The sequence below is a fragment of the Alphaproteobacteria bacterium genome (genome assembly GCA_016870095.1).
Taxonomy (GTDB): Bacteria; Pseudomonadota; Alphaproteobacteria; order Paracaedibacterales; family VGCI01; genus VGCI01.
This window is the reverse complement of the sequence record VGCI01000006.1, coordinates 75,288-99,550: the sequence shown is the minus strand read 5'-3', so window position 1 is coordinate 99,550 and position 24,263 is coordinate 75,288. Positions and strand designations below refer to the sequence as shown.

Sequence of the window (24,263 nt, the reverse complement as noted above, 5' to 3'; positions counted from 1 at the left end):
CTATTCAATCTCAAGGACTTTCATGTCATCTCTATCAATCGACACGCTGAATCAAGCCTTTCTCACCCATAAAGCTATTGTAGGGGTAATGGGGTTAGGCTATGTAGGGTTACCTTTGGTTAAAGCCTTAGGGGATCAAGGATTTCACGTCATCGGTTTTGATGTGGACGAAACCCGCGTAAACACTTTGAAAGAGGGGACGTCTTATATTAAGAGTTTTCCCCAAGATTGTTTGGAAAATTTACTCAAACAAAAGCGCTTTGAACCGACCCACAACTCCCAAGATCTTAGCCGCATGGATGCGATATTAATTTGCGTGCCCACACCATTAACCCGTCATCGCGAACCGGACATGAGTTATGTGATTGCCACTGCCGAAACCATTCTGCCAAATCTGCGCAAAGGGCAGCTTATCGTTCTAGAATCGACAACGTATCCGGGAACAACAAAAGAATTGATTATCCCTATTTTAGAACGCGGGGGCCTTAAAGCTGGCACAGATTTCTTTGTCGCCTATTCGCCGGAGCGCGAAGATCCTGGCAATCCGCAATATGCAACTTCCAGTATTCCCAAAGTTGTGGGTGCGGATGATTCTTCCTCTCGAACGTTAGCTGTTTCTTTATATAGTCAAATTGTTCCCAAAGTGGTTGAAGTTTCCTCAACCTCTACAGCAGAAGCTGTAAAACTAACAGAAAATATCTTTCGCTGTATTAATATTGCCATGGTTAATGAACTGAAGATTATTTATTCTGAAATGGGGATTGATGTTTGGGAAGTTATTGACGCCGCCAAGACAAAACCGTTTGGATTTATGCCTTTTTATCCCGGACCTGGCCTCGGGGGGCATTGCATTCCCATTGATCCCTTCTATCTAACCTGGAAAGCGCGTGAATATGGAGTTTCCACACGTTTTATTGAACTTGCGGGTGAAGTTAACACAGCCATGCCGGATTACGTCATCAATCAATTACGCGAATCTCTGGATATGCGATTTGGCAAAAGTTTAAGCGGCTCACGTATCCTCCTTATTGGCATGGCTTATAAGAAAAATGTCGACGACATTCGCGAAAGTCCATCCTTAGCGATTTTTGAGGCCTTACATAACAAGCGCGCGCATGTAGACTACTACGATCCGTTTGTTCCCATCGTCCATAAATCCCGCGAGCACCCCGTCATTAATGGCAAAGAATCAATTGCTTGGACGAAAGAAACCTTAAATTCTTATGATGCAGTCCTCATTTGTACAGATCATGATGATATAGATTATGATTTTTTGGTAACCCATAGCCCCTTGGTAATTGATACCCGTAATGCCACAATGCGCGTTAAGGGTTCGAAAGAAAATGTGGTTAAGGCTTAAAAGTTTTTAAAGTCTCCTACTATTCGAAAAGCATTCGCAGACTTAAAAATTTGGTAATTCTTAATATTTTATTAAGAAAAAATCTTTTTTTGATCCCCTTATTTATTTATCCTTTAACAACCGCCGTTTCCTTGACTAAACTAAAAAATTTTTTGTTTTTGGTTGACAGTTGGATACTTATCCCCACATAATAATAGACACAGGTATACATTGATAACTAAAAATGAAACAAGTAAACCTGATAAGCTGAAAAAAATATAAAGCTTAAGAACTCTTGATTAAGTAAGACTTAATCTAAGATCATGAAAGTGCCCAAACGATTTAATTTAATGATTGAAACATTGGGTTCTTTTGGCGAAGCTCGCTTGTGTTTTCCTTGCTGGAAAAATTGCTGGTTATCCCTAGCGTGATCTTTTTGCAAACTCTTAGTCAAACATAGAAGTTCCAAAGCTTTTAAATGTCATGATGAACATGCTTTGAGAAAAACTCTCCATTAAGAGGAGTTCAACAAGGAGACCTCGGAAATGATTCAAATTTTTGGAACAGATAAAACCGTTATTGGTTTGTTTAAAAACTATGATGAACTTTTTAAGCATATCAACACCAAAGAAACTGCGAAACTATCAGAATCCAGTTCTCGTTTTCCAGAGAATATCTGGAGCTTTGTGTTGTTTACCAATAAACGGCTTTCCTATATTTATTACAAAACTCTTGAAAAATCCTTTTCTGCCATTGGTCGACAAGCCTACGAGCAAGAATTAGATTTAATCGAAATTTCCCGGGGCGACTTTCAAAATCCGGTTCAAATTCCTGTAACACGTGATGTCAACATTCAAGAACTGCAAAAAAATTGGTGCCAGGACTATTGCGACAATCAGGGTTATGTTCTGGTAGAATACAATCATAACTTTGAGCCAATACCGGTGATGGATCCTCTACCAGCTGCTAATATGGCCAGTGGCACTCGCGAAATCTCGAGAGAAAGATATGCGAGGGTACACGCTCCTATTTTGTAGGAAAGTGTTATCAGTCAAGAATTAAATCAAGTTGATATCTGAATGTTTGCAAAAAGCTTTCAGGAAATAGACAGTCCCGAAAGCCCATTTTCATTCTTATTTTTCTTCATTATTTCAGAACTTATCGTCAGATATTTGTAATCATAATTTCTTTCAATTCCCCCCACTTATACAAAAATCATCATTAAAATAAATATTAATTGAATTTTAATAAAAGTATTTACTTTGCCTATTTTCCCTTACAAAATAAAGGGGTAAAGAATTGACTGACACTTTTTAGGGGAATTGAATCAGAATAAATTTATGAATTTCACTCCCTAAATCTATTCTTTCACCCATACTTTAGGAACGGCAAGTCCATACAGAAGCAGGTGCAAAATGGAATTAATAAATTCAGATACTTTTTATTTTATGGGTCGAATATTTTTAGCAACTCTTCTCGGCTCCATTATTGGCTTAGAGCGAGAATATAAAGGCCATGAGGCCGGCATCCGAACCTTTGGTATTATTGCCTTGGGCTCTTGCATTTTTGGTCTTTTGTCTCTTCATATTAGTCATGGAGACCCAGGCCGTATTGCCGCTCAAATCGTAACGGGCATCGGCTTTTTAGGGGGCGGTATTATTATTAAAGATGGCGGGACCATAAGAGGCCTAACGACGGCCACAATGGTTTGGTGCACGTCTGCTATTGGTCTTGCGGTTTCTTTTGAATTTTATATGGTCTCTATCTTAACCACTTTATTAGCCCTTATTCTTTTAATTATTCCCCATTACAATCCAAAATATAGGAAGAAAGAAAAATAAATCTTTAATTACAAGGGTGAAGTTTTCTAAAAGGTATCAAGAAACTTTTCTCTTATATACCAAATAGACCGGGGCTCGCCCTTGGGTAATTCCCTTTTGTTCATAACGCGTATTTGGCCAACTTTCGGGGCGTTCATAAACATTTTTTCGACCCTCTAAATCCAACTCAAATGCGGGATGATCCGCCATAACTTTTTGCATCCAGACAGCATACCCCTCATCATCTGTTGCCATAAAAAGGGCACCATCTGACCGTAGAATTCTTGCCAAAGCAGTGACCATTTCTTTTTGAATAATGCGCCGTTTATTATGACGTTTTTTAGGCCAGGGGTCTGGAAACAAGACAAAAATGCGTCCCACAGACTGAGGGGGTATTCGGGCAACCAACAACCGCGCATCATCTCTCACAATACGAATGTTTGAAAGCCCCTGCTCTTGAATATGGACCAACAAAGAGGCCACACCGTTAACAAATGGCTCACACCCTATAAATCCAATAGCGGGATGAAGAGCGGCTTGTGCCGCTAGATGTTCGCCGCCACCAAATCCAATTTCTAGCCATAAATCTTCAACGGTCGAGGGGAATATATCAACCGGATTAAGAAGTGAATTTTGGGGCAATTCCAAAGAGACCTGAGGCCATAATTCAGTTAAAGCTCGGTGTTGGTTATCTTTTAAGGGGCGCGATTGGCGACGCCCCCAAATATACCTTTGTTGGGGTAAAGAGTCAGTCATAGATATTAACGTTCTTTTTTATCATGTAAGTTTCTCAATCATCATTCTCATGAGTAAGACGAAAATACCAGTAAAATCAAGGTTTATAGATGAATTTGTTCCTAACAATATTACTTGGGCTTTTTGTCTTCAGGTAAGAAACCGCCAACTTGAGCTGCCCATAAGGTTTTATACAAACCCGTTTGTTCCAAAAGCTGCTGGTGCGTGCCATCTTGAACAATTTTACCTTTATCAAAAACAAGAATGCGATCCATATTCAACAGTGTAGACAAACGATGGGCAATAACTAAGGCCGTCTTTCCTTGCATAAGATCCCAAATACTATCTTGAATTAAAGTTTCGGTCAGAGAATCAAGCTGGGATGTTGCTTCATCTAATATGAGAATAGGTGCATTTTTCAAAACAACACGGGCAATAGCAATGCGCTGACGTTGACCGCCGGATAATTTAACGCCGCGCTCCCCCACCAACGTGTCATATTTTTCTGGCAGTTCCTTAATAAAGAGATGGGCATAAGCTTTTTTTGAAGCAATTTTAACATCCTCATCCGTTGCGTAATTTTGACCAAATCGAATATTCTCCATTAGGCTACGGTTAAACAAAGAAGGATCTTGAGGAATCATTCCAATGGCTTGATGTAATGAATCTTGAGTCACTTCTCGAATATCCTGGCCATCAATAAAAATGTGACCAGAACTCACGTCAAACATTCTTAAGATTAAATTCACAAACGTCGTTTTACCGCTGCCCGAAAAACCAACCAAACCGACTTTTTCGCCCGCCCGAATAACGATTGAACTCTTATCAAAAAGCGGACTTGTCCCTTTATAATGGAATTTCACATCTTTAAATTCTATTTCCCCTCTTGTAACTTGGAGACTACGGGCCTGAGGATGATCAACAATCTCAACAGGTAAGGTAATTGTCCGCAAAGCTTGCGTAATCTTCCCCAAGGATTTTGATAATTGGGAAAAATCTTTTGTGACATTCCATAAAAATTCTACAATGGCAATATTAATAGTCAAAACCAGTGCGAAATCCCCCACAGAAATAATGCCCTCTTGATACCCTTTCATCAAAAAATAGATATTGAAGCCTTGAGCCAAGAAAAAGGAATACCCATAAATAAACCATATCCAGAAATAGGTCCATTGAAGCTGCTTTTCAGCACTAACAGCTTTATCAAAGGAGTGTTCCAATCGCAATGCCTCTTGATGGGAACGAGCGAATAAGCGAACTGACAAAATATTTGATAAAGAGTCAACAATTTGTCCCGTAATTTTGGATATATATTCTGACCAGACATCTGACAAATTCACCAACCTCTTGGAAAAGAAAAGGCTACCTAAAAAAAACATTAGGGTCCATCCTCCCATGAGCAACGCAAAACGTGTATTCACAGTCCAAAGGGTTATAATGGCAACGATAAGGGCCAGAATTGTGGAAAAGCATCGGTCAATAACTGTTTGGACTAAATCCGGTATATCTGTACTTAAATCATTGATTTTATTCCCTAAACTCCCCGAAAATTGGTTTTGAAAAAAACCATGAGATTGCTTTAAAAAACTTCCAAAAGCGGTTTGCGATAATTGCTGCCGAAGACGCGGAATCATTTCTATTTCCACAAAATAACCATAAAAACGAGATACTGTTGGCATCAAAAAGGCAAGCAGAAGAAAAGAAAAGACAGGCCAAGCTAGATAAGAAAATACCTCTGCTTTTGGATTATCTGCCAGTCGATCTAAAATAACCTTAAGAATATAAGGTCGCAAAGAAAGATCTACCGCCCACACAACAGACATCAAAACCATTGTCGTAATTGCCGCGGGGAAAGGTCGCAGGGAGTTAAAAATAAAAGTCCACACAACTTTTGGTGTAATTGAATGCGTCATTTTATATTTCCTTGACTAATGAAAAAGGATTTTCTCCTTTTTTTGATGTTATTTGATAATGTATGACTTTAATAAGATTACCCGACTCGTAGCTGAGTATATTGAATATACAGGAAATTTTATAATATAGCAAGAAAAATGGTAAAATTTGACGGAAACCTTGGGGTTTCAAGATAGGGTTACACACTTAATTTTGAAAGAAAAAATCAACTCTCACAGCACTATATAATATCAACTGGGACACTAAACCAAAACGTACTCCCCAAGCCAACTTCACTTTTAACGCCCAGTTTCCCCCCCATTAAATGAACCAAACTTTTCACAAAATTTAAACCCAGACCTGATCCATCTGCACGTGTTAGAAGCAAGTTATTTTCTGAAAAGGAATCATCAAAAATTTTCACCTGATCTTCTTTGGAAATACCAACTCCAGAATCAATAATTTCGAACATCATTTCTTGACGGGTATCGCTCAAGGGTGCCGTTGAAACATTTATTTGTACATGGCCATTGTTCGTAAATTTTAAGGCATTGGTTGTTAAATTGAGCAAAATTTGACGTAAGCGTACCGGGTCAGTTTTAACATTTTCCGGTACCGGGTGACTCAAAAGAGTATCAAATTTTAACCTTTTTTGTAATGCGACAGGTAGAAGAAGTCCATGTACCTCCTGAATCAGAGCACGAATATTCACGGGCTTCTCATAGATTTCAATTTGACCAGACTCGAGTTTACTATATTCCAAAATACTACTCAGCATATTCATCAAAGCGTCAGCCGAAACTTGTATTGTATTCACATAATTGCTTTGAATAGGATTTAACTCTGTTTCTTTTAATAAACTTGTCATTCCCACAATTCCATTCATGGGTGTACGAATTTCATGGCTCATCGTAGCCAAGAATTTTGATTTTGCGGTATTTGATTTTTCCGCTAGTTCTTTGGCATCCTTTAAATGATGAGACGTCTTTACTAATTGTTTAATAACTTCCTCGTAAGAAGCCGCTGCATTAGTCACATTGCGCGTCATTAAAATACCGATGACGCAAAGAAGCAAGGTCACACAAATTCCTGTTGGCAAAAGACGATATAAAACTGAATCAGCTGTATTTTTAGGAACCCATGCCAAATACCCTATAACTTTATTATTTTCTTTTAAAGGCAAGTGTTGATAATTTTCTAATAAACGCTGGTCGCTTTGTTTAACATAATGTAAATTACGTATCCCAAAGGTACTGCTCATGGATTGAAAGAATGCTTCATCCAGAGTTTGGTTAAGAATAAGATAGTTGGGTTTTAAGTTATTTAAATTTGAAGCCTCACTGAACTTATTAATTTTAGAAATTGTTGAAATATATAGGATATTTTTGTATTTGATCATCTCGTGATATTCATTGTTTCCCTTGCTTTGAGTCAGTCCACCAATCAGCGATTGAAATGACTTTTGAAAGGAAGGCATGTTTTGACGAATATTTTCATCTTGGCTATTCATAAATATAATTTTACCCTCCCCATCCACAACAGCCGTAAAATCAATGCCAAAATTCTTCTCTAAATCGAGAGATATATTCTCATTGAACCATTGTTTATTGGGTTTCAGGACTAAATTATAGTAAGCAAGATTTCCTTTTGCATAGCCCTTCGTGAGACGAGATAGCTTTTTTATTTCGTTGTCAAATGCATTATCAACAAGGATACGCGACTCGGAAAGATCATGTGCTCTGATAATCCCGTAGCTCGAGGACGTAATAAATAAAATCGTGGTCAGACATACGACGATGGCAATAGAAAAATAAAGAAAAATATCTCTAAAAATAAAATTTTTAAAGCTTAGGTTCATGAATAGTTTTTCCTTGCGATAAACGACTTACTTCAATGAGGGTGAGATCGTCAGAAAATGATGGCTCTCCTAATAAAGATACTTGTTGGCGAACGGTTTTAATTAAACCTTGACCGTTTAATTCTTTGGCAAAATTATCCAGGTTTGACACATCTAAAAATACGCCTGGCACAGCCTTAAATTCCCACAAAAGATCGCTATATAAAACCAGGGAGGATTCTTTCGGAAAAGACATTGTTCGTAAAGGATAACTTTGACGATCGATAACACCTAACGGTACGCCTGTTCCATCGCCTACCTCGAATTTTTTATCTTTGGGAAAATAGACTAAGGGGTGTGTTGCACTGGCGGATGTGTAGGTAAATGTATCTGTTTTAAAATCGATAACCCCAACCAAAAATGTTGAAAATTGTCCAGAAGGCATAAAGCGAATAAGGCGGCTATTTAACGCATCAATTATTTCTCCCGGATCATCTGCGCAATGCTTAAATTCTTGAATCAAGGTATGCAAACGAAAGGTATGTAAGGCTGCACGAATCCCTTTTCCTGAAAAATCACAAATCCAGATCGCCAATTGCGTTGGACCAATATCAAGAATACCCCAAACATCCCCACTTAGAAAACGAGATGGCACAAAGAGAGAATCGATTTTAATTCCATGACGATTTTCTAAGTCTTGAATAAAATCAGGAGAGGGTAAAAGAGATTTTTGAACTTCAAAAGCCTGATCAATATCTTCTTGAGCCAACGTATGATAATCTTCTAATTCTTGTAAGAGAACAGAATTTTCCAATTGAACTTTAATTCGGGAGAGAAGTTCAAGACGGTGAATGGGTTTGCTAATTACATCATTTGCGCCCGATGCCCACGCATCCATTCTTTCTTCGGGTTCGCTTATGGAAGTTTGCACGATAATCGGCAAGTTGTGGTTCTTTTGGCTACTGCGCAAGGCTTTTATAACTTCAATTCCCCCCATTTCTGGCATGATTAAATCCAAAATCATTAAATCGGGTAAAAAAGTATCAATTTTACTTAAGGCCTCTTTGCCGTCTTTCGCGACCTCTAAATTCTTAAAGCCTGCGCTTTCTAAGTAACTAAAGATGAGTTCTCGGTTTAAAGCCGCATCGTCTACAACCAAAATGCGACTATCATAAAAGGCAGCATTTCTCTGCCCTACATTTTGGTGCTTATTCAGCATGATGTTCCTCAAGTGTAGAAGCGGAGCTTAAGGATTTTCCCCTCGTTTTCTGCAATAATTTCATCAGCAAAGGAATGGATGATTGCTAAGCCTTGCACATCACTCGAAATTTTTGTAACAGCTTGATGCCAGTCAAAACCCTTTCCAGAGCTAATAACCACCACATCCACAGCTTCTGGATTTATGTGAACATTCACTTTCAATAATCTGCGAGCTAAAATCTTATTCTTCATTCGATCTTTAATTAAATCACAGAAATTTAATGATTTTTGGCGATTGTTGGGGCAATCGACTTCCAAGTTACTCCAGAGAATAGCGTTTGTGACGACTTCATGAGTAGAGGTCAAAATTTGCTCACACAAAACAGGATGCAAATAAGTTTTATGCAAGAGGAAATGATCCATAACAGCAATAATATCTATAATATAGGCTGTCAAAGTTGTGAGAGATAAAGCAAGCTCACCGGGGGCAGCTTCAAATCCAAGCAACCCTCTCTTTAAATTTGTATCTTCAATCAGCAGCGTATTGTCATTTTGAATCGCATCAATCAAATCTTGAGTGGTTGGACTGACATCAAATAAAGCTGCGCGCTTTGCCAAAGCTGGACCTTTCCCAGAGGTTTTTTTTATAGTCTTTACAAACGAGTCGGAACTTGTTTGATTTTTTTCGAGTTTTTCAGAAGGTACAGATGGCATCAATTTTACTCTATGTTAAAGAGACTATCAAAACGCCCAAGATCGAGCATTTTCTTAACTTGGCCTTGAGCACCTTTTAAGATAACGTTTCCGTTTACAGAGTGTAGTTTATCTCGTGCAATCAAAAGCATTCCTAAGCCTGCTGAATCTATAAATTCAAGTTCCGTCAAATCAAACAAACAACATTTACTGTTGTTATCTGTAACAATCTGTGTAATTTCACGAAAGCTGCTATAATCCGCAAAAGTTAAGCGACCTTTCATGTCGACCTCAATCTTGGGACCTGCGGATTTTAATGTATAAATCACTATAGATTCTCCTGAAATAATTTGTTTCCTGACCTCTCTATAAATTAGTTTAGAAGAAGCGGTCTTAACGGAAGGTTAAAACCAGGAAAAATAGCCATACCTATTTGATAAAAGAATTTTGTTTATTTTTTAAAGAGTCTGAAGGAATAGGTTCAACAAATTCCCTAAAATTGTATCTTATTTTTTCACAGGCAACTTATCAAATTTAGATTAAAACTGAATACAAAATATTTGCGCATAATTATCAAAACAAAATAGATAATTTGGTTAAAAATTTCATTTTAGAGTTGACAGAGATAGTAAATTGAATCACTCATAGTGGTATAAAAAAACCTTTAAGGGTGGAGGGGCAGAAAATCATGGGACTTTTTTCTTCTTTGAGCCGCGACCAAAAAGAAGCAATTGGTTTGTTACAAATTGGTACTTTTCTCGAGTACTTTGATCTCATGCTGTATGTCCATATGGCCGTTCTCCTAAATGATCTTTTCTTTCCCAGAACTGACCCTCATACAGCTTCCCTGCTCACCGCATGTGCATTTTGCTCAACTTTTATTTTTAGACCCGTGGGTGCCATAATTTTTGGTTGGATGGGAGATACAATCGGCCGAAAGTCCACCATTGTTATAACAACCGTCATTATGTCTATTTCTTGTCTTCTTATGGCCAATCTTCCTACATATGCGCAAATAGGGATAACAGCGACCTGGATAATGATTATCTGCCGAATGGCACAAGGAATGTCCTCAATGGGCGAAATTGTTGGTGCACAAATTTATGTAGCTGAAAGCGTTCGTCGCCCAGCCTCTTATCCTGCCGTAGCTTTTGTAACCATTGCCGCTTCAATTGGAACAACTGTGGCTCTTGGAATTTCGACTCTCGTGACCTCCTTTTATATGAATTGGCGACTAGCTTTTTGGATTGGAGCCGTGATTGCTGTTGTAGGCTCCGTTGCGCGCACACGTCTTCGTGAAACGCCTGATTTTCTTGAATTGAAAAGACAACAGCTCCAAGAAGGTCTTGCAGAAGCAAATAAAGACCTGTCTGAAGATGAGCGTCATGAAGACTTTACTCAGCCGTCTAAGACTTCGCACAAATCTCTCCATACTTGGAAAAAAAGCGTAGATTTCAAAACGCTATTTTCATATTTTTCAATATCTTGTGGGTGGCCCTTATTCCTTTATTTGGGATACATCTATTTCAATCCCATGCTCATCAATGATTATGGGTATGAGCCAGCAGGAATCATCAAACACAACCTTGTTTTGTCTATTTATTTTCTACTTCCTCTGGTTTCTATAACTTTTCTCAGCACAAAAATTCATCCTTTAAAAATCCTTAAAACCCGTGGTAGCATGACATTTTTGTTAATGCTTGCCTTACCTTTTCTGATTTTAAACATAAATAGCTCTGTGCACGTATTTATGTTACAAGCTCTTATACTCCTTTTAACTTTAGATAGCGTTCCGGCTGAAGCTGTTTTTATTTGTTATTTGCCCATATATAAACGTTTTACTTTAGCTAGCTTTTTGTTCGCCTTATCAAGAGCTCTTATATATGCTATAATAACGTTTGGCATGGTTTATTTGGGCAATTATTTTGGCCCCTATGGACTTTGGTTTATTACAATACCCATGACGATAGCATACCTTTACGGGGTGCGGCACTTTGAAAAGTTAGAGGATAGCGCAGGGAATCTTACCTTCGATCCCATTTTAAAAATGCCTTATAGGGGTGTAGCCTACGCTAAAGATAATCCCTAAAATTTAGAATATATCTTGTAAATAATTTGGAGTGAAAAATAGCAGAATTTGTGCAATGCTAATAAATAAAATTCATTAGTTTTACCAATTTTGCCTTAAAAATTATTTCCATAGGTGGGCGTAAAATAATTTATTAATATTTAACTTTATAGGGTGTTCATTGCAATCAACTCATTGTATTCACCTTTTATTTTAGAGTATGGTTTTATGCACAAAACAGATGAAACACTTGAACGAGGCAATAGACTTCGCACACTTCGGGAGCAAACAGGCCTCACACGCTCGCAATTTGCAAGGGAAGTCAACATTAGTGAGCATACATTAAAATCCTTCGAACTGGGGATAAGAGAGCTCCCCATCCAAAAAGCTCGGGAATATTCTCGCATATTCTTGTTTGCAGGAATAGATGTCAGCTTCGACTTTCTATATTACGGAAAAGAAGCAGATCTGACTGAGAACAAAGACCTTGTGCTCAATGATAATATTAACATTCAAAATGAAATTGTTTATTTCAAGAAAAACAACCCTTCTTCTATTATTTTGACAATTCCTGATGCTTTGATGGCGCCATTTTACAACAAGGGTGATATCGTTGGGGGTCAAAAAGTAACAAACGAAAAACAATTTTCATTACTCTGTGGGCATGTCTGTATCATTGAAAGCTCTACAGGGCAACAATATCTGCGAAGAGTCCTTAAATCAAATAGTCGCAAAATTACCGCCTGTACATTAAGCACCAATGAGACGACTAATTTACCTCTCATTGAAGAAATAGAGGCTTACTCGATTGCGCAAGTCACACGACATTGGCATCTTTTCGAACTTATTCAAGACCTTCCTATTCAACATGTTTCAAACCCCGTTGATTTTTCATTAAAAAAGGGTTAAGACCCCGCTGTCATTCCAATTTTTCTTTTTTCAGTTTATTTGAATAATTATCCTTCAAAATCCCAATTTAATTTTTCCCATAAACTGGCTCATATCCTTAATTTTTAAAAAAATATATAAATTATAGCAAATTTACAATTGACACATGTATCTCTTGTATGTTTCTAAATGGATACATGTATCCATAAACGGAGGAACAAAGATGTTAAAATTAGTTTATCAAGCCAATCCAATCCAAGAGCCCCCGGTACAAGAGCCAACAATGTCACTACCTCCTACCCCCTTTGCAGCAACAGTTTATACTAGCGGTCACAATCTTTATATTATGGAAGCGCGGGATACCTCGCACTACTTGACGTGCGACCTCACTCTCGAAATTGAAGACGGGCAACATACTATGGAACCCGGAAGAGTCGTGTGCCATGTCCCCCAGATTTCAGACGAATTATTAAACACCTATATATGGGAAGATGAAACCCTCTACGCGATTATCTTGATACAGTTTCAAATGAAAATCATGAAAGAGCTATTTATCTTCTGTCAAAATCACTATGTATCGAAGTTAATTCTTTATCCTGATGATACAGATTCGGACGACTTTGGAATTCTACAAGATTTTCTGATTCTTGAAGAACAAATTCACAACGAAGACGACGGAAAAACAAAGATGGTCATTCCTACAAATTTAGAAACATATGAAACCTGGATAGAATTTATGAATGAAGCGAATATACGGTTTCAACAAACCCTTTGGAGGAATCAGCGTAAAAATTCTGCCATCCGTCACTATTTAATCTCTCATCCCTTTGGACAAGAATGATAAATCAAAATATATAAAAGTCAAATAAGTTGGGTATATCTTTCCCCAACTTTTTTTGCCACAATGATGTTGACTAAATTATTTTTTTTAAAAAATATGCGTAGCAATCAGAAAGATGAGTGTATGAGCAAGAAACCTCCTCAACCTCTTTTAAAAAAACCGTTTTTTCCTCAATCCGGGATCGGGTTTGCTTTTCGAGTCGGGACTGAATTTACGTCAGGGATTCTCGTCGGCCTCGTGATAGGGTATGCTGTAGATCAAATATTAGGTACACAACCCTGGGGTATCGTGGTCATGGTTATTTTGGGCGCAGCTGCTGGAATGCTAAACATTTTTCGCATACTGGGCTTATGGGGGCCACAAGACGCCAAAACTCTCTCTTCTCAAAAAGAGGAAAAGGATGGTTGATCCTTTACACCAATTTAAAATAAATCCCTTGATACACCTAGAATTGGCAGGGTGGGATGTATCTTTTACGAATTCATCTCTTCTCATGGTCCTAACAACTCTGACCATCATTGCCTTCTTCTCTCTATCCGTTAACTCGCGGGCCCTTATTCCCAACAGATGTCAGATTATCAGCGAAACTCTGTATACTTTTATTTCTGACATGATCCGCGAAAATACCGGAAAATCCGGCTTATCTTACTTTCCTTATATTTTCAGTCTGTTTTTGTTCATATTAACCGGAAATATGTTGGGAATGATTCCTTACAGTTTTACATTTACGAGCCACATAATTGTCACATTTTCCTTGGCCGTCATGGTTCTCCTTGCTGTCACCTGCATAGGTTTCGCCAAACATGGGTGGCGATTTTTCCGTCTATTTTTTCCTGAAAATATCCCCCTTCTTATTGCGCCTTTATTAGTGCCCATAGAAATTATGTCGTATCTAACCCGATCCGTAAGCTTATCCATTCGACTTTTTGCCAACATGATTGCCGGTCATGCCATGTTAAAACTATTCGCGGGATTTGCGATTGCGCTCGCGGGAACTGTTTTTTTTCCCGTCGCCTTAATTTCCGTCGCAATGAATGTCGCTATTACCGGCTTTGAATTTTTGATCGCTTTACTTCAAGCCTACATCTTTACTATATTAACGTGTATATACTTGCATGATGCTTTAAATTTACATTAAATTTAGAACATAACTTTTAATTTCTAAAGGGAGCAGAAAACAAATGGACATGTCAGCAGCGAAAATGATTGGGGCAGGTTTGGCAATGTTGGCATTGTTGGGTGTTGGAATTGGGCTGGGAAATATTTTTTCGAACCTTATTACCGCCATCGCTCGCAACCCTTCCGCAAAAGATGATGTAATGAAGGTGGGATTAATTGGGTTTGCATTAACCGAATCCATTGCTCTATTAGCCTTCGTTACCGCATTAATTATTTTGTCAAAATAGACTCAATAAATTAATTTGGCATATCAAAATTAACGAGATGTCTTTCCATGCCACAATTTGACGTCACCACATTTCCCACGCAAATTTTTTGGCTACTGTTGTGTTTTTTATTCTTATGTATCGTGATGCGGCTGCATATTGTCCCCCGTTTAGCAGCCGTCTTAGAAACCAGAGAGCAGCGTATCCAAGAAGATTGGAATGAAGCAAAAACTTTGATAAGTACATGTGAAACTTTGAGACAAGAAAATTTGGACCGTCTTGCTCAAGCCCGAGGGAATGCGCATGTCAGACTCCATCAAATCTTGCAGGAAATTCATCATCAAAAAGCCAGTCGTATCGCGGTTTTAGAAGGAGAACTCGCATCAAAGACAAAAACCTTTCGAGATAACTTGGAAAATGAAACACAAGGCATCATTGAAAATATCGAACCCTTAGTTACACAAGTTGTAAAAACGACTTCCCTTCGCATTTTGGGGAAAACTCTTACCGCAGCAGAAGCCAAAAAAAATGTGCAATATGTCATTAAAAAAGGGAAAAGCTCCTGATGGATCCAGCAGTCATTGTATGCGTGAGCTTTGTCATATTTATGGGAATTGCCTATCGGCTTGGTTACCGTAAATCCATAGCTACCCTCGATCACAAAATTGCCACAATCCGCCAAACGCTTGAAGAAGCAACAAAAGCTAAAGAAGAAGCTCTGCAGGCTTTGCGCGAAGAACAGCGCCACCATGAAGAAATATTGGAAGAAATCGACGCCTTAACAAAGCGTACGGAAGAACAAGCTCGTATACTGCAAGAAGAAGCCCTGCAAGATATTAATAAAATAATTGCAACCCGCCAGCAAACCGTAGAAAATATGATTGATCGTATGCGAAGCACGGCTATTCAAACTCTTCAAGAGAAAGTCGCAGCAAAAACCACTGATACTTTTAAAACGATTGTTGCAAAGGAATTTTCATCTCCTCAACAACAAGCTTTAAACGACGGAGCGATTAATCAAATCTTGGAACAACTCACCAAGGGGCCCCGTAGATATACTCAAAAACCAAAACGGGCCAGAACTAAGCGTTCCCTAGCTAGATAATCCTGAAGGATGTGTCTTTCTCAACGAAGAGAACAAACTTAATCTTGCCATTCCTAAAAAATACAGCTAATAAACAATGAGTATCTTTGGGGTCTTATAAGATTGAGATCCGGCACCATTCATGCATTTGGAGCGTCTGTTATGAAGCCACTGAAAAATGTTATTATCTCAGGTCGAGAAGTCCTTCCTCTCGTAGAAGGTGGTAAGGGTATTGCTGTCTCTAATGGAGAAAGTTCAGGCGCTTGGGCTGCCGCGGGCGGTGTGGGTACATTTTCAGCTGTGAATGCGGATGCCCATGACAGCAACGGAAATATCATTCCTGTTGTTTATCACGGAAAAACACGACGTGAACGTCATGAGGAGTTGGTACAATACTCAATTCAAGGTGGCATCACTCAAGCAAAAATCGCCTATGAGCGCTCCAATGGTATGGGTCGTATCCACATGAATGTTTTATGGGAAATGGGGGCTGTGGAACCTATTTTGCATGGCGTACTCTCCCAAGTCAAAGGCTTAGTCCACGGTGTTACCTGTGGCGCAGGTATGCCCTATAAACTCGCAGAAATTTGTGCTCATTATGGGGTTCATTATTATCCCATCGTCTCATCGGCTCGCGCGTTTCGTATTTTATGGAAGCGAGCCTATAATCGCTTTGCGGATTCTCTTGGTGGAGTTGTTTATGAAGATCCTTGGCTTGCAGGCGGTCACAATGGTTTGTCCAACAGCGAACATCCGGATCACCCTGAAAATCCTTTACCCCGTGTTATCGAACTGCGAGCCGCTATGCGGGAGTGCGGTCTTGAAAATACACCTATTTTCATGGCCGGCGGGGTGTGGTGTTTAAGTGAGTGGCAAGACTGGTTAGATAACCCTGAAATTGGACCCATCGCTTTCCAATTTGGGACGCGGCCTCTTTTGACTCAAGAAAGCCCGATTTCTGATGCTTGGAAAAAAAAGCTATTCACCTTAAAAGAAGGGGACATCCGTCTCAATCGCTTTAGCCCGACAGGCTTTTATTCATCCGCTGTTCGCAATGATTTCTTGCTTGACCTCGAAGCCAGATCGCAACGCCAGGTTGCTTATAGCATTGCAGCGGTAGGTGAACACACAGAACCCTTCCCTGTAGGCGCACGCGGACGACTTGTTTATTTAACAAACCATGACAAAGAACAAGCTGAATCCTGGGTAAAAGCTGGATATGTGGATGCGATGCGCACCCCAGACTCTACCCTAATATTTGTCACACCCTCAACACAAAATGAAATTCTAACGGATCAAATTAATTGTATGGGATGTTTATCAGCCTGTAATTTCAGCAACTGGGCTCAAAATGAAGAAGGATCAACTCATCGCAAAGCTGACCCTCGATCCTATTGTATTCAAAAAACTTTACAAGCCATTAGCCATAGCGATGACGTCAATCATCAGCTAATGTTTGCGGGCCACCAGGCCTATCGATTCGCCCAGGATCCCTTTTATGCACAGGGATTTGTTCCCACTGTCCAACAGCTGGTAGAGCGGTTGCAGACGGGTCTTTAATCTGTTTATTGTCGCTGACACGCTCCCAAAAGTAAGGATGGGTCATTACGTCTTTCTTGGCGCCTTTCAATGTGTCCGGCAATCCTTCTTTAAAGTTAAATTTAGGGAAAAAACTTCTACACGCATGATGTCTCAAATCAGAAACCACATAGTTAATGTATGTGTGCTTTTCAACAAATTGCGTCATAAAATATTGAAGACAAGTTTGAGAATACCCTCTATTTGTATAGGCTTGAGGGGTATTAACGTGGATAATAATTAAAAAAGCAGGAAATGAGTTTTCTGCAGGAACATATTCATAGGTAAGGGTAGATAAGTATTCAGCAGCCTCACCCTCAAAGTCGTTAAACCTTTTTGCATTATAACTTATTTTTTCTTTATCAACATTTCCCGGATATAGGGCAACTTCTCCAGCATTTGTATTAAAAATATTTGCGTGAAGAAATGAACTGAAAGAGGATAATTTAAGACGCGCAGAATGGTACTCTACCAAAAATGTTTCAGAACAAAACCACACCTCCTCTTCCTTGTCATATGATTTAAAATAATGCCCTTTCGTAAGCGAAGTTTCTTTAATGGGGACTTGAACCCGCTCATCTATGCAAAATGAGGAGGGAATTATCTTGATGAGAATGGCGATTATTGACAGAACTTTTATCATGATTTCTCGCGAATATATAATATAGAATACCCAACACGTTTCCAGAACAATATAAATTAAAATAAATTAAAATTAAATATGTATTTTATAATATTATACTCTCTATATTTTAACCCCTTTTATACTAAAGGGGTTATCCCTACTGTTCAGCAGTTGATTGAGCGCCTTCAAGCGGGTCAATAAAGAGGGGAACTTTGTTCCCCAAGCTTACTGGTTGAAATATTGAGCTAGGTCTTTTAACAAAATCGTTACGAATGGGTTATGGTCTTTTAAAACCATGTCTCCACCATTAAACCAACAGAATCGACGCGTTTCTTCCCCAGTCAATGTCAAATCCCCAATTGTAATTCTTTCTTGCGTCTCATTATATTCATAAACCACGTGAGTGCGTTCTGGATTATAAATTTGAAGAATCTTTTCTGGATATGTTGTTCGACGTATGGGCGAAGTGGTCATATCAAAAGGCAAAGCTTCAGATGCTTCCTGAATCTCTTTGGCCTCTTGATGAGCTTTTTCTTCTATCAAAACATCAATCTCTTTTTGAATTTCAATCAAGCGCGATTTTAAGCTATCTATTTCTAAAATATTCGAAGGGTCCTTTTTGTCTTTTAATAATCGAATTTTAACTCCTATATCTAATTTTTCTTCATATAACTTTGCTATGCGACCCTGTATTTTGCTAGAGAGTAATACTTGAGTATCTCTATCTTCATAATTTAACTTCCAATGTTCTTTTGATGCTTTTTGAACATTATCACCCTCAAAGGCTAGGCCTGGAAATTTTTTCAGAAAAATATTGCGCATAACTTCTGCAGGGGTCGTAATCATGAAGAGTTTATGAGGAAATTCAACGAGCATAACCTGCGCTGCAAATGAATGCACTATAAGAGATAGATCTTTATGGATCTTATAATCCGTTTCCTGTGGCAAACAGGGCCCATATCTCTCTTTAAATTTATCAGGCCCTATATATTCAAGCAGATCTCTTCTATCGTGCACTTTGAGGGCATTCAATAAGTATTGAAATGAACGACTTATTCCCATATGGGTCACCATGGGAGCATCTCTGTCTGTGGACACCGTGACTACCATTTCGATTTGATCGTTTGTAATGTCTGCGGCATCCTGAATTTCGTTTTGACAGGCAAAAGCAACCCAGAATTCTTCTATTAATGAAACATTTCCTAAGGCTCTTTGAAAACTATACAAACCCGTATCTAAATTGTGATCTCTTGCTAAAAATTTAGGGTATCCTTCCGGGAGATGTCCATTTGCGTCCATCCATTTGCGTTTATAATCAGAATGATATCCTTTTCCAAGCCCCCCTCCATACTCACTTCTCACCCAATTTCTCCAAAAATTAAGTCTTGATCCTTCTCCCGTGAGACGTTCCATTCCCAACCAAACACCTGTTTTATGGCGAGCGGTGTATAAAGCCGGATTGACTCGCTTTACACCCGAGGACGGTTCTATTGAGAGGGAAGGTGCCGCCCCATTTACGCTTTCTACCGCATGGGACACACTGGGAAACAATATAAGGGATAATCCCAACGATAAAGACAAGCTGAAGCTATATATTTTTATAAAATTCATCAAGGCACTCCTTGTTTTAAATATGTCTAGAAAATATCTAGGCCCTTTAATTTTGTTTGATTCTACATTAGATATGGCGATGATTTTACAAAAATACAATCTCTAAAATAAAAGATGTATTTTCTGTATTTTATACCATTACACGCTCTATATCTTACTTAAAAAGTAATAAACTAAATTTAATCTCATATAAGTTTAATCTATTTTTCCCTTTGAAAATAAGGATGTTCACTCTAAAAGAAGGGAACATACGCCTCAATCGATAAAGCCTCCTAGCGATTAGCCATAGTGATGATGTAAATCACCAATTAATGTTTGCAGGCCACCAGGCCTATCGATTCGCCCAAGATCCTTTCTACGCCAATGGTTTTGTCCCTACTGTTCAGCAGTTGATTGAGCGCCTTCAAGCGGGGCAATAATCTGTTTATCCCCTGAAGAACATTCCCAAAAATAGGGGTGTCTCATTTGTTCGCTTGCAACATCAGGACCATCAATTTCTTGGGGAATTCCTTTTTTAAAATCATACTTAGGGAAAAAATGTTGGCAAGATCCATTCCTTAAATCTGAAATGACATACTTGATATTTGTATGTTTCCCAACAAAATCGTCTAAAAAATACTTAAGTGAGGCTTGAGAATATCCTTTACCCATTGCAGCACTGGGTGTGTCAACGCGAGAAATAATCAAGAATGCGGGGGAAGATCCTTTTGCCGGCACGTATTTATAGGTTAATGTTGACAAGTACTGAGCTGTATTTTTCCCTAAGTCATTAAATTTTCCGAGAAAATAGTCTATTTGTTTAAGCTCTACGTCACTTGGATATAAGGCAATTTCTCCCCGAGATGTATTAAATATGTTGGCAATACAAAATGAATTTGTCGAAGCTTTTTGGCTACGTGAAGACTGGTACTCGACCGTAAATAATTCTGATTTATACCACTCATTTTCTTTAAATTCCGTAAAATATGCCCCAGTTGTAAGTGTGGATTCTTTGCTTGCTTCCTCGGCCTTATCCGTCGCAAATGTTGGGGAAAGCATTCCCAAAAAAATCGCAAAAAATGACAAAATTCTCATTGTAAATTCTCCTTTATATAATTTTTAGTAATTTCATTTAATTGAATGTAAGTTATATTATATAGCAAAATAATTCAATAAAATTATTATTTATTTAGAATATAGTTTCTTATTTTAATTATGGTTAAATGTACTGAACTTAATGAAACGCGTCTCAGAATTACAACACCTTCGCGACATACTTTATATTAAAATTGACATTAGGGGTATAATGAAAAATTTTTAAAAAAGAAGGCTTCCCCTCTATTCTAAATAACATAAAAAATTAAAACAAATCATTGATTGTGGGGGGGAGTATGAGGTACTCTAAGATGTTGATCAAGTTTTTCTAAATGTGTTTTAAACCTAACGAATAAGGAGAGCAATATGACAGCTACATTAAAGAAAATGAATTGGATTTTGTTAGCGGATGGTGGTAACGCCCGTGTCATGGAAAGGGTAGCCCCCTTTGGCAAACTCAAAGAAATTTTTCATCTTAGCCACACCCATAAAGCCTCCCATGAATTGGGGAATGACAAGCCCGGCCGCTCCTTTGAAAGTGCATCCCCTGCCCGACACGCTTATGAACCCCACTCTGACCCTCATGAACTTCAAAAGGATAACTTTGCAAAAGAGATTGTCTCTATGTTAAAAGAGGCTTTTCAGACCCAAAAATTTGATGAGTTATCCATTGTAAGTCCGCCGCATATGCTGGGTCTTTTGCGCTCTCATCTCAGTAATACACCCGTTCATTCACGAATTACCAAAGAGTCAGATAAAAATATGTTGGGAATGGCCTTAGAGCAAATACAAGACTACATAGATAATCTCCCAGCAAAAAGGTGAGGAGGATAGTTACGACTTTGTCTTGGGCTCATAGGGGCACAAATCTTTAAGAATGCAGGTAGGGCATAAAGGTAAACGGGCTTTACAAATATAGCGCCCATGCAAAATAAGCCAATGGTGCGCATGGAAACGAAATTTTTCAGGCACATTTCGTTCAAGGGCCTTTTCCACTTCGATTGGCGTTTTGCCGGGTGCAATTTGTAATCGATTTGCCAGACGAAAAATATGGGTATCTACCGGAATTGTTGGCTCCCCAAAAGCAACATTTAAAACTACATTTGCCGTTTTACGGCCAACCCCCGGCAATCTCTCAAGATTTTCTCGTGTGTCTGGTATGTGTCCTTTAAACTGATCTACCAATATTTGCGACATGGCGATAATGTTTTTTGCTTTAGTGGGATACAGACCAATGGTTTTGATATGAGATATTAACCCCTCCAATCCCAATGCCAACATCTTTTGTGGTGTATCAATCGTTGGGAAAAAATTTTTCGTGGCTTTATTAACGCCAGCGTCAGTCGCTTGAGCAGACAAAATTACTGCGACCAAAAGGGTGTAGGAATTGGTGAAATAAAGCTCTGTTTGAGGGTGAGGATTTTGTTTTTGAAGGCGCGTGAAAATTTCTGCAATATTTGCTGGAGTCATTGTCTTCAATCTTCTTTATCCTTATGAAAATTCGGCCCTAAAAACCTAGCTTGGTTTCTTTCTCAGCCAACAAGCGAGTTGATTGTCTTCGACTTTGGCGGTCCCATCAGACTGGCGTGTCAACCAAGCACCTGTCAAAATAATAGAGCTTTTAACAAGACCATATTTACCCCAAATGGTATCCGTATCAAAATATTTTTGGGGACGAAGAGGGTGATTCAAAGGGCGAATGGCCGTAACACCCATAATTTCTCTAAATCCCCTTTCATCAACTTCGCGAAGAAGGCGCTTCATCAACTGTGACCCAATCCCCTTATTTTGAAAAGCTGGCTTAACGATAAGTTCTCCGGCATAAAAGCAATTTTCAAGGATAATACCTTCTTCCTTCAATTTATCGGACCAAACTTTCATCATAGATCCTGGGGTATCTAGCGGTAAGCCAGAATAAAGACCCACAATCGTTTCTCCCTCAAAGGCAATGACCAAAATCCCATGGGGTGTTAAGGTATATAATTGAGTATAAGCCAACTCATCTTCGAGTTTACCCACATACAAATAAGGAAATTCATAAAATGTTTCCAAGCGCATATCTGCAAGAGCCCGAATATAAGGAGCAGTTTCAGTGCCCCTAAAAACTTCGATACGAAATGTCATATTTTCTTCTTCATTCGTGTTTAAAAATAGCTTTGCGTTTGTCTAAGAAAGCCGCCATACCTTCTTGTCGATCTCTTAGGGCAAAGGTTGAGTGAAACAGAAGTCTCTCAAAACGGATACCTTGATCCAGAGGCAAGTTTTCAGCTGCTCGAACCGCTTCCTTGACCATCTGCACAACGGGTTGAGAAAAAGAAGCAATTTTTTGAGCCAAAATTAGAGCCTCCTCTTTCAAATGCGTCGTTGGGACGACACGAGTCACAAGACCGCACTGTTGCGCCTCTGCAGCATCCATCAATCTGCCGGTCAAACACATCTCCATGGATTTCATTTTACCAATAAGACGCGTAAGACGTTGTGTCCCCCCAGCACCCGGAATTGTACCCAGCGTGATTTCTGGTTGGCCAAATTGGGCGGTGTCCGCCGCTAAGATGATGTCGCACATCATGGCCAACTCACATCCCCCTCCCAATGCATACCCCGACACGGCGGCAATGATAGGCTTTCGAAGCTTCGCAATATGTTCCCAAAGGGCAATAAAGTCATTTGAATAAATTTGGGCAAAGGAAAGATCTTTCATTTCCCGAATATCAGCGCCCGCTGCAAAAGCTTTTTCAGTACCCCCCAAGACAATGGCCCCAATATTGGGATCACTTTCAGCTTGATTTAAAGCCTGCTTAAGTTGCGACATAAGCTCTCGACACAAAGCGTTAAGGGCTTCTGGTCGGTTCATGGTAATGATGGCAACACGATCTTGAATGTCTTGGAGAATGAAATTTTCTGACATAATACCCCCGTTTTTACTAGCGTAAATGATTTTTTTTAATAAATCACTTGAATTTTCGGCGTAAAGTACCTACATTTTGTTCAAGTTCTCCGTTGGGGATTAAAGATCATATATCCTTTATTATTTCCCCAACCACTGGGAATAGAAGGATAAATAAGATCGTGGACTTACTGAAACGTATTGAAAATATTATTGAAGAGCCTCTTCAAGCTCGTGGCTATACACTCGTACGTGTTCAACTTTCAGGAGGAATTCGGAAAGTTTTACAAATAATGATCGAGCGTATAGACGAGGTCGCCATCACAGTCGACGATTGCACAACCGTAAGTCGCCTTGTTTCTGTCCTTTTGGATGTTCAAGATCCCCTCAAAGACCCCTATACATTAGAAGTGTCATCTCCGGGGCTGGAACGGCCTTTAGTTAAACTTAAGGATTATCAACGGTTTTGTGGGGAAATGGTTCTTGTCACGACCCATCACCCTATTCAGGGGCGCAAGCGGTTTCAGGGACGCTTGACTTCTGCCGGCGAGAATGGAATTACTCTGGATTTATTAGAAGCCGCCGAAGAGACGTCACCCCCCATAACCATTGAGATGGAAAATATTCGGGCGGCACGACTTTTTATAGACTTTAAAGTATTATAGTGAAATAAAGATTACGTAGAGGATTAAAATCGTGTCCAGT

Annotated in this window: 25 protein-coding genes; 14 read left to right on the top strand and 11 right to left on the bottom strand. The window is 39.0% G+C overall.

Going from position 1 to position 24,263, the window contains the following annotated elements:
- Nucleotides 1-22 precede the first annotated feature (22 nt).
- The 3 genes from FJX03_05995 (at nt 23) to FJX03_05985 (ending at nt 3,180) form a co-directional block, all read left to right on the top strand.
- Nucleotides 23-1,360 carry a nucleotide sugar dehydrogenase gene (locus FJX03_05995; protein ID MBM3633237.1) on the top strand — a complete coding sequence of 446 codons (1,338 nt, stop codon included), beginning with the start codon at nt 23-25 and terminating at the stop codon, nt 1,358-1,360.
- A gap of 524 nt (nt 1,361-1,884) precedes the next feature.
- The gene (locus FJX03_05990; GenBank protein MBM3633236.1) at nt 1,885-2,376 is read left to right on the top strand and encodes a hypothetical protein; all 492 of its coding nucleotides are present in this window, start codon (nt 1,885-1,887) and stop codon (nt 2,374-2,376) included.
- A 411-nt stretch (nt 2,377-2,787) separates the two neighbouring features.
- On the top strand, nt 2,788-3,180 hold the full coding sequence (locus FJX03_05985; GenBank protein ID MBM3633235.1) for an MgtC/SapB family protein: 393 nt from the start codon (nt 2,788-2,790) through the stop codon (nt 3,178-3,180).
- Nucleotides 3,181-3,216: 36 nt separating this feature from the next.
- On the opposite strand, the gene trmB is transcribed toward FJX03_05985, so the two are convergent.
- The 6 genes from trmB to FJX03_05955 all read right to left on the bottom strand — a co-directional run bounded on the left by trmB (nt 3,217) and on the right by FJX03_05955 (nt 9,801).
- A complete protein-coding gene (gene trmB, locus FJX03_05980) occupies nt 3,217-3,915 on the bottom strand; it encodes a tRNA (guanosine(46)-N7)-methyltransferase TrmB (GenBank protein ID MBM3633234.1) in 699 nt (232 codons plus the stop codon).
- A 110-nt stretch (nt 3,916-4,025) separates the two neighbouring features.
- Nucleotides 4,026-5,807, bottom strand: a complete 1,782-nt coding sequence (locus FJX03_05975) for an ABC transporter ATP-binding protein (protein ID MBM3633233.1) — start codon at nt 5,805-5,807, stop codon at nt 4,026-4,028.
- 221 nt (nt 5,808-6,028) lie between these two features.
- The gene (locus tag FJX03_05970; protein ID MBM3633232.1) at nt 6,029-7,645 is read right to left on the bottom strand and encodes a hypothetical protein; all 1,617 of its coding nucleotides are present in this window, start codon (nt 7,643-7,645) and stop codon (nt 6,029-6,031) included.
- Entirely contained in the window at nt 7,629-8,843 is a 1,215-nt protein-coding gene (locus tag FJX03_05965) for a fused response regulator/phosphatase (GenBank protein MBM3633231.1), read from the bottom strand. Before FJX03_05965 ends, FJX03_05970 begins: the two co-directional genes overlap by 17 nt.
- Before the next feature lie 8 nt (nt 8,844-8,851).
- The gene (locus FJX03_05960; protein ID MBM3633230.1) at nt 8,852-9,538 is read right to left on the bottom strand and encodes a hypothetical protein; all 687 of its coding nucleotides are present in this window, start codon (nt 9,536-9,538) and stop codon (nt 8,852-8,854) included.
- A gap of 5 nt (nt 9,539-9,543) precedes the next feature.
- A complete protein-coding gene (locus FJX03_05955; protein MBM3633229.1) occupies nt 9,544-9,801 on the bottom strand; it encodes an STAS domain-containing protein in 258 nt (85 codons plus the stop codon).
- A 404-nt stretch (nt 9,802-10,205) separates the two neighbouring features.
- On the opposite strand from FJX03_05955, the gene FJX03_05950 reads away from it, so the two are divergent.
- The 9 genes from FJX03_05950 to FJX03_05910 all read left to right on the top strand — a co-directional run bounded on the left by FJX03_05950 (nt 10,206) and on the right by FJX03_05910 (nt 17,343).
- Entirely contained in the window at nt 10,206-11,606 is a 1,401-nt protein-coding gene (locus FJX03_05950) for an MHS family MFS transporter (protein ID MBM3633228.1), read from the top strand.
- A 207-nt stretch (nt 11,607-11,813) separates the two neighbouring features.
- Nucleotides 11,814-12,494: a helix-turn-helix transcriptional regulator gene (locus FJX03_05945; GenBank protein ID MBM3633227.1), complete on the top strand. Its 681-nt coding sequence runs from the start codon at nt 11,814-11,816 to the stop codon at nt 12,492-12,494.
- A 202-nt stretch (nt 12,495-12,696) separates the two neighbouring features.
- Nucleotides 12,697-13,314 (top strand): hypothetical protein, encoded by a 618-nt coding sequence (locus tag FJX03_05940; GenBank protein ID MBM3633226.1) that lies wholly within the window; start codon nt 12,697-12,699, stop codon nt 13,312-13,314.
- A gap of 63 nt (nt 13,315-13,377) precedes the next feature.
- Entirely contained in the window at nt 13,378-13,722 is a 345-nt protein-coding gene (locus FJX03_05935) for a hypothetical protein (GenBank protein ID MBM3633225.1), read from the top strand.
- Nucleotides 13,715-14,452 (top strand): F0F1 ATP synthase subunit A, encoded by a 738-nt coding sequence (locus tag FJX03_05930; GenBank protein ID MBM3633224.1) that lies wholly within the window; start codon nt 13,715-13,717, stop codon nt 14,450-14,452. The genes FJX03_05935 and FJX03_05930 overlap by 8 nt, the downstream gene beginning before the upstream one ends.
- Before the next feature lie 43 nt (nt 14,453-14,495).
- Nucleotides 14,496-14,720 carry a F0F1 ATP synthase subunit C gene (locus tag FJX03_05925; protein ID MBM3633223.1) on the top strand — a complete coding sequence of 75 codons (225 nt, stop codon included), beginning with the start codon at nt 14,496-14,498 and terminating at the stop codon, nt 14,718-14,720.
- A 47-nt stretch (nt 14,721-14,767) separates the two neighbouring features.
- Nucleotides 14,768-15,265 (top strand): hypothetical protein, encoded by a 498-nt coding sequence (locus FJX03_05920; GenBank protein ID MBM3633222.1) that lies wholly within the window; start codon nt 14,768-14,770, stop codon nt 15,263-15,265.
- Nucleotides 15,265-15,804, top strand: a complete 540-nt coding sequence (locus FJX03_05915; protein MBM3633221.1) for a hypothetical protein — start codon at nt 15,265-15,267, stop codon at nt 15,802-15,804. Before FJX03_05920 ends, FJX03_05915 begins: the two co-directional genes overlap by 1 nt.
- A gap of 141 nt (nt 15,805-15,945) precedes the next feature.
- A complete protein-coding gene (locus FJX03_05910) occupies nt 15,946-17,343 on the top strand; it encodes a nitronate monooxygenase (GenBank protein ID MBM3633220.1) in 1,398 nt (465 codons plus the stop codon).
- 868 nt (nt 17,344-18,211) lie between these two features.
- Here FJX03_05910 and FJX03_05905 read toward each other — a convergent pair.
- Both FJX03_05905 and FJX03_05900 read right to left on the bottom strand, forming a co-directional pair.
- Nucleotides 18,212-19,597, bottom strand: coding sequence for a hypothetical protein (locus tag FJX03_05905; GenBank protein ID MBM3633219.1), 1,386 nt, complete (start codon nt 19,595-19,597; stop codon nt 18,212-18,214).
- Nucleotides 19,598-19,972: 375 nt separating this feature from the next.
- Nucleotides 19,973-20,671: a hypothetical protein gene (locus tag FJX03_05900; GenBank protein MBM3633218.1), complete on the bottom strand. Its 699-nt coding sequence runs from the start codon at nt 20,669-20,671 to the stop codon at nt 19,973-19,975.
- Nucleotides 20,672-21,037: 366 nt separating this feature from the next.
- On the opposite strand from FJX03_05900, the gene FJX03_05895 reads away from it, so the two are divergent.
- Nucleotides 21,038-21,496 carry a host attachment protein gene (locus FJX03_05895; GenBank protein MBM3633217.1) on the top strand — a complete coding sequence of 153 codons (459 nt, stop codon included), beginning with the start codon at nt 21,038-21,040 and terminating at the stop codon, nt 21,494-21,496.
- Between the two features lie 9 nt (nt 21,497-21,505).
- Here FJX03_05895 and nth read toward each other — a convergent pair whose 3' ends face one another.
- From nth to FJX03_05880, 3 genes are read right to left on the bottom strand one after another with little or no spacing between them, the layout of a single operon-like run.
- Nucleotides 21,506-22,141, bottom strand: coding sequence for an endonuclease III (nth, locus tag FJX03_05890; GenBank protein ID MBM3633216.1), 636 nt, complete (start codon nt 22,139-22,141; stop codon nt 21,506-21,508).
- A 45-nt stretch (nt 22,142-22,186) separates the two neighbouring features.
- Nucleotides 22,187-22,795: a GNAT family N-acetyltransferase gene (locus FJX03_05885; protein MBM3633215.1), complete on the bottom strand. Its 609-nt coding sequence runs from the start codon at nt 22,793-22,795 to the stop codon at nt 22,187-22,189.
- Between the two features lie 10 nt (nt 22,796-22,805).
- On the bottom strand, nt 22,806-23,579 hold the full coding sequence (locus tag FJX03_05880) for an enoyl-CoA hydratase (protein MBM3633214.1): 774 nt from the start codon (nt 23,577-23,579) through the stop codon (nt 22,806-22,808).
- 38 nt (nt 23,580-23,617) lie between these two features.
- On the opposite strand from FJX03_05880, the gene FJX03_05875 reads away from it, so the two are divergent.
- Nucleotides 23,618-24,223, top strand: coding sequence for a ribosome maturation factor RimP (locus tag FJX03_05875; GenBank protein MBM3633213.1), 606 nt, complete (start codon nt 23,618-23,620; stop codon nt 24,221-24,223).
- Nucleotides 24,224-24,263 lie beyond the last annotated feature (40 nt).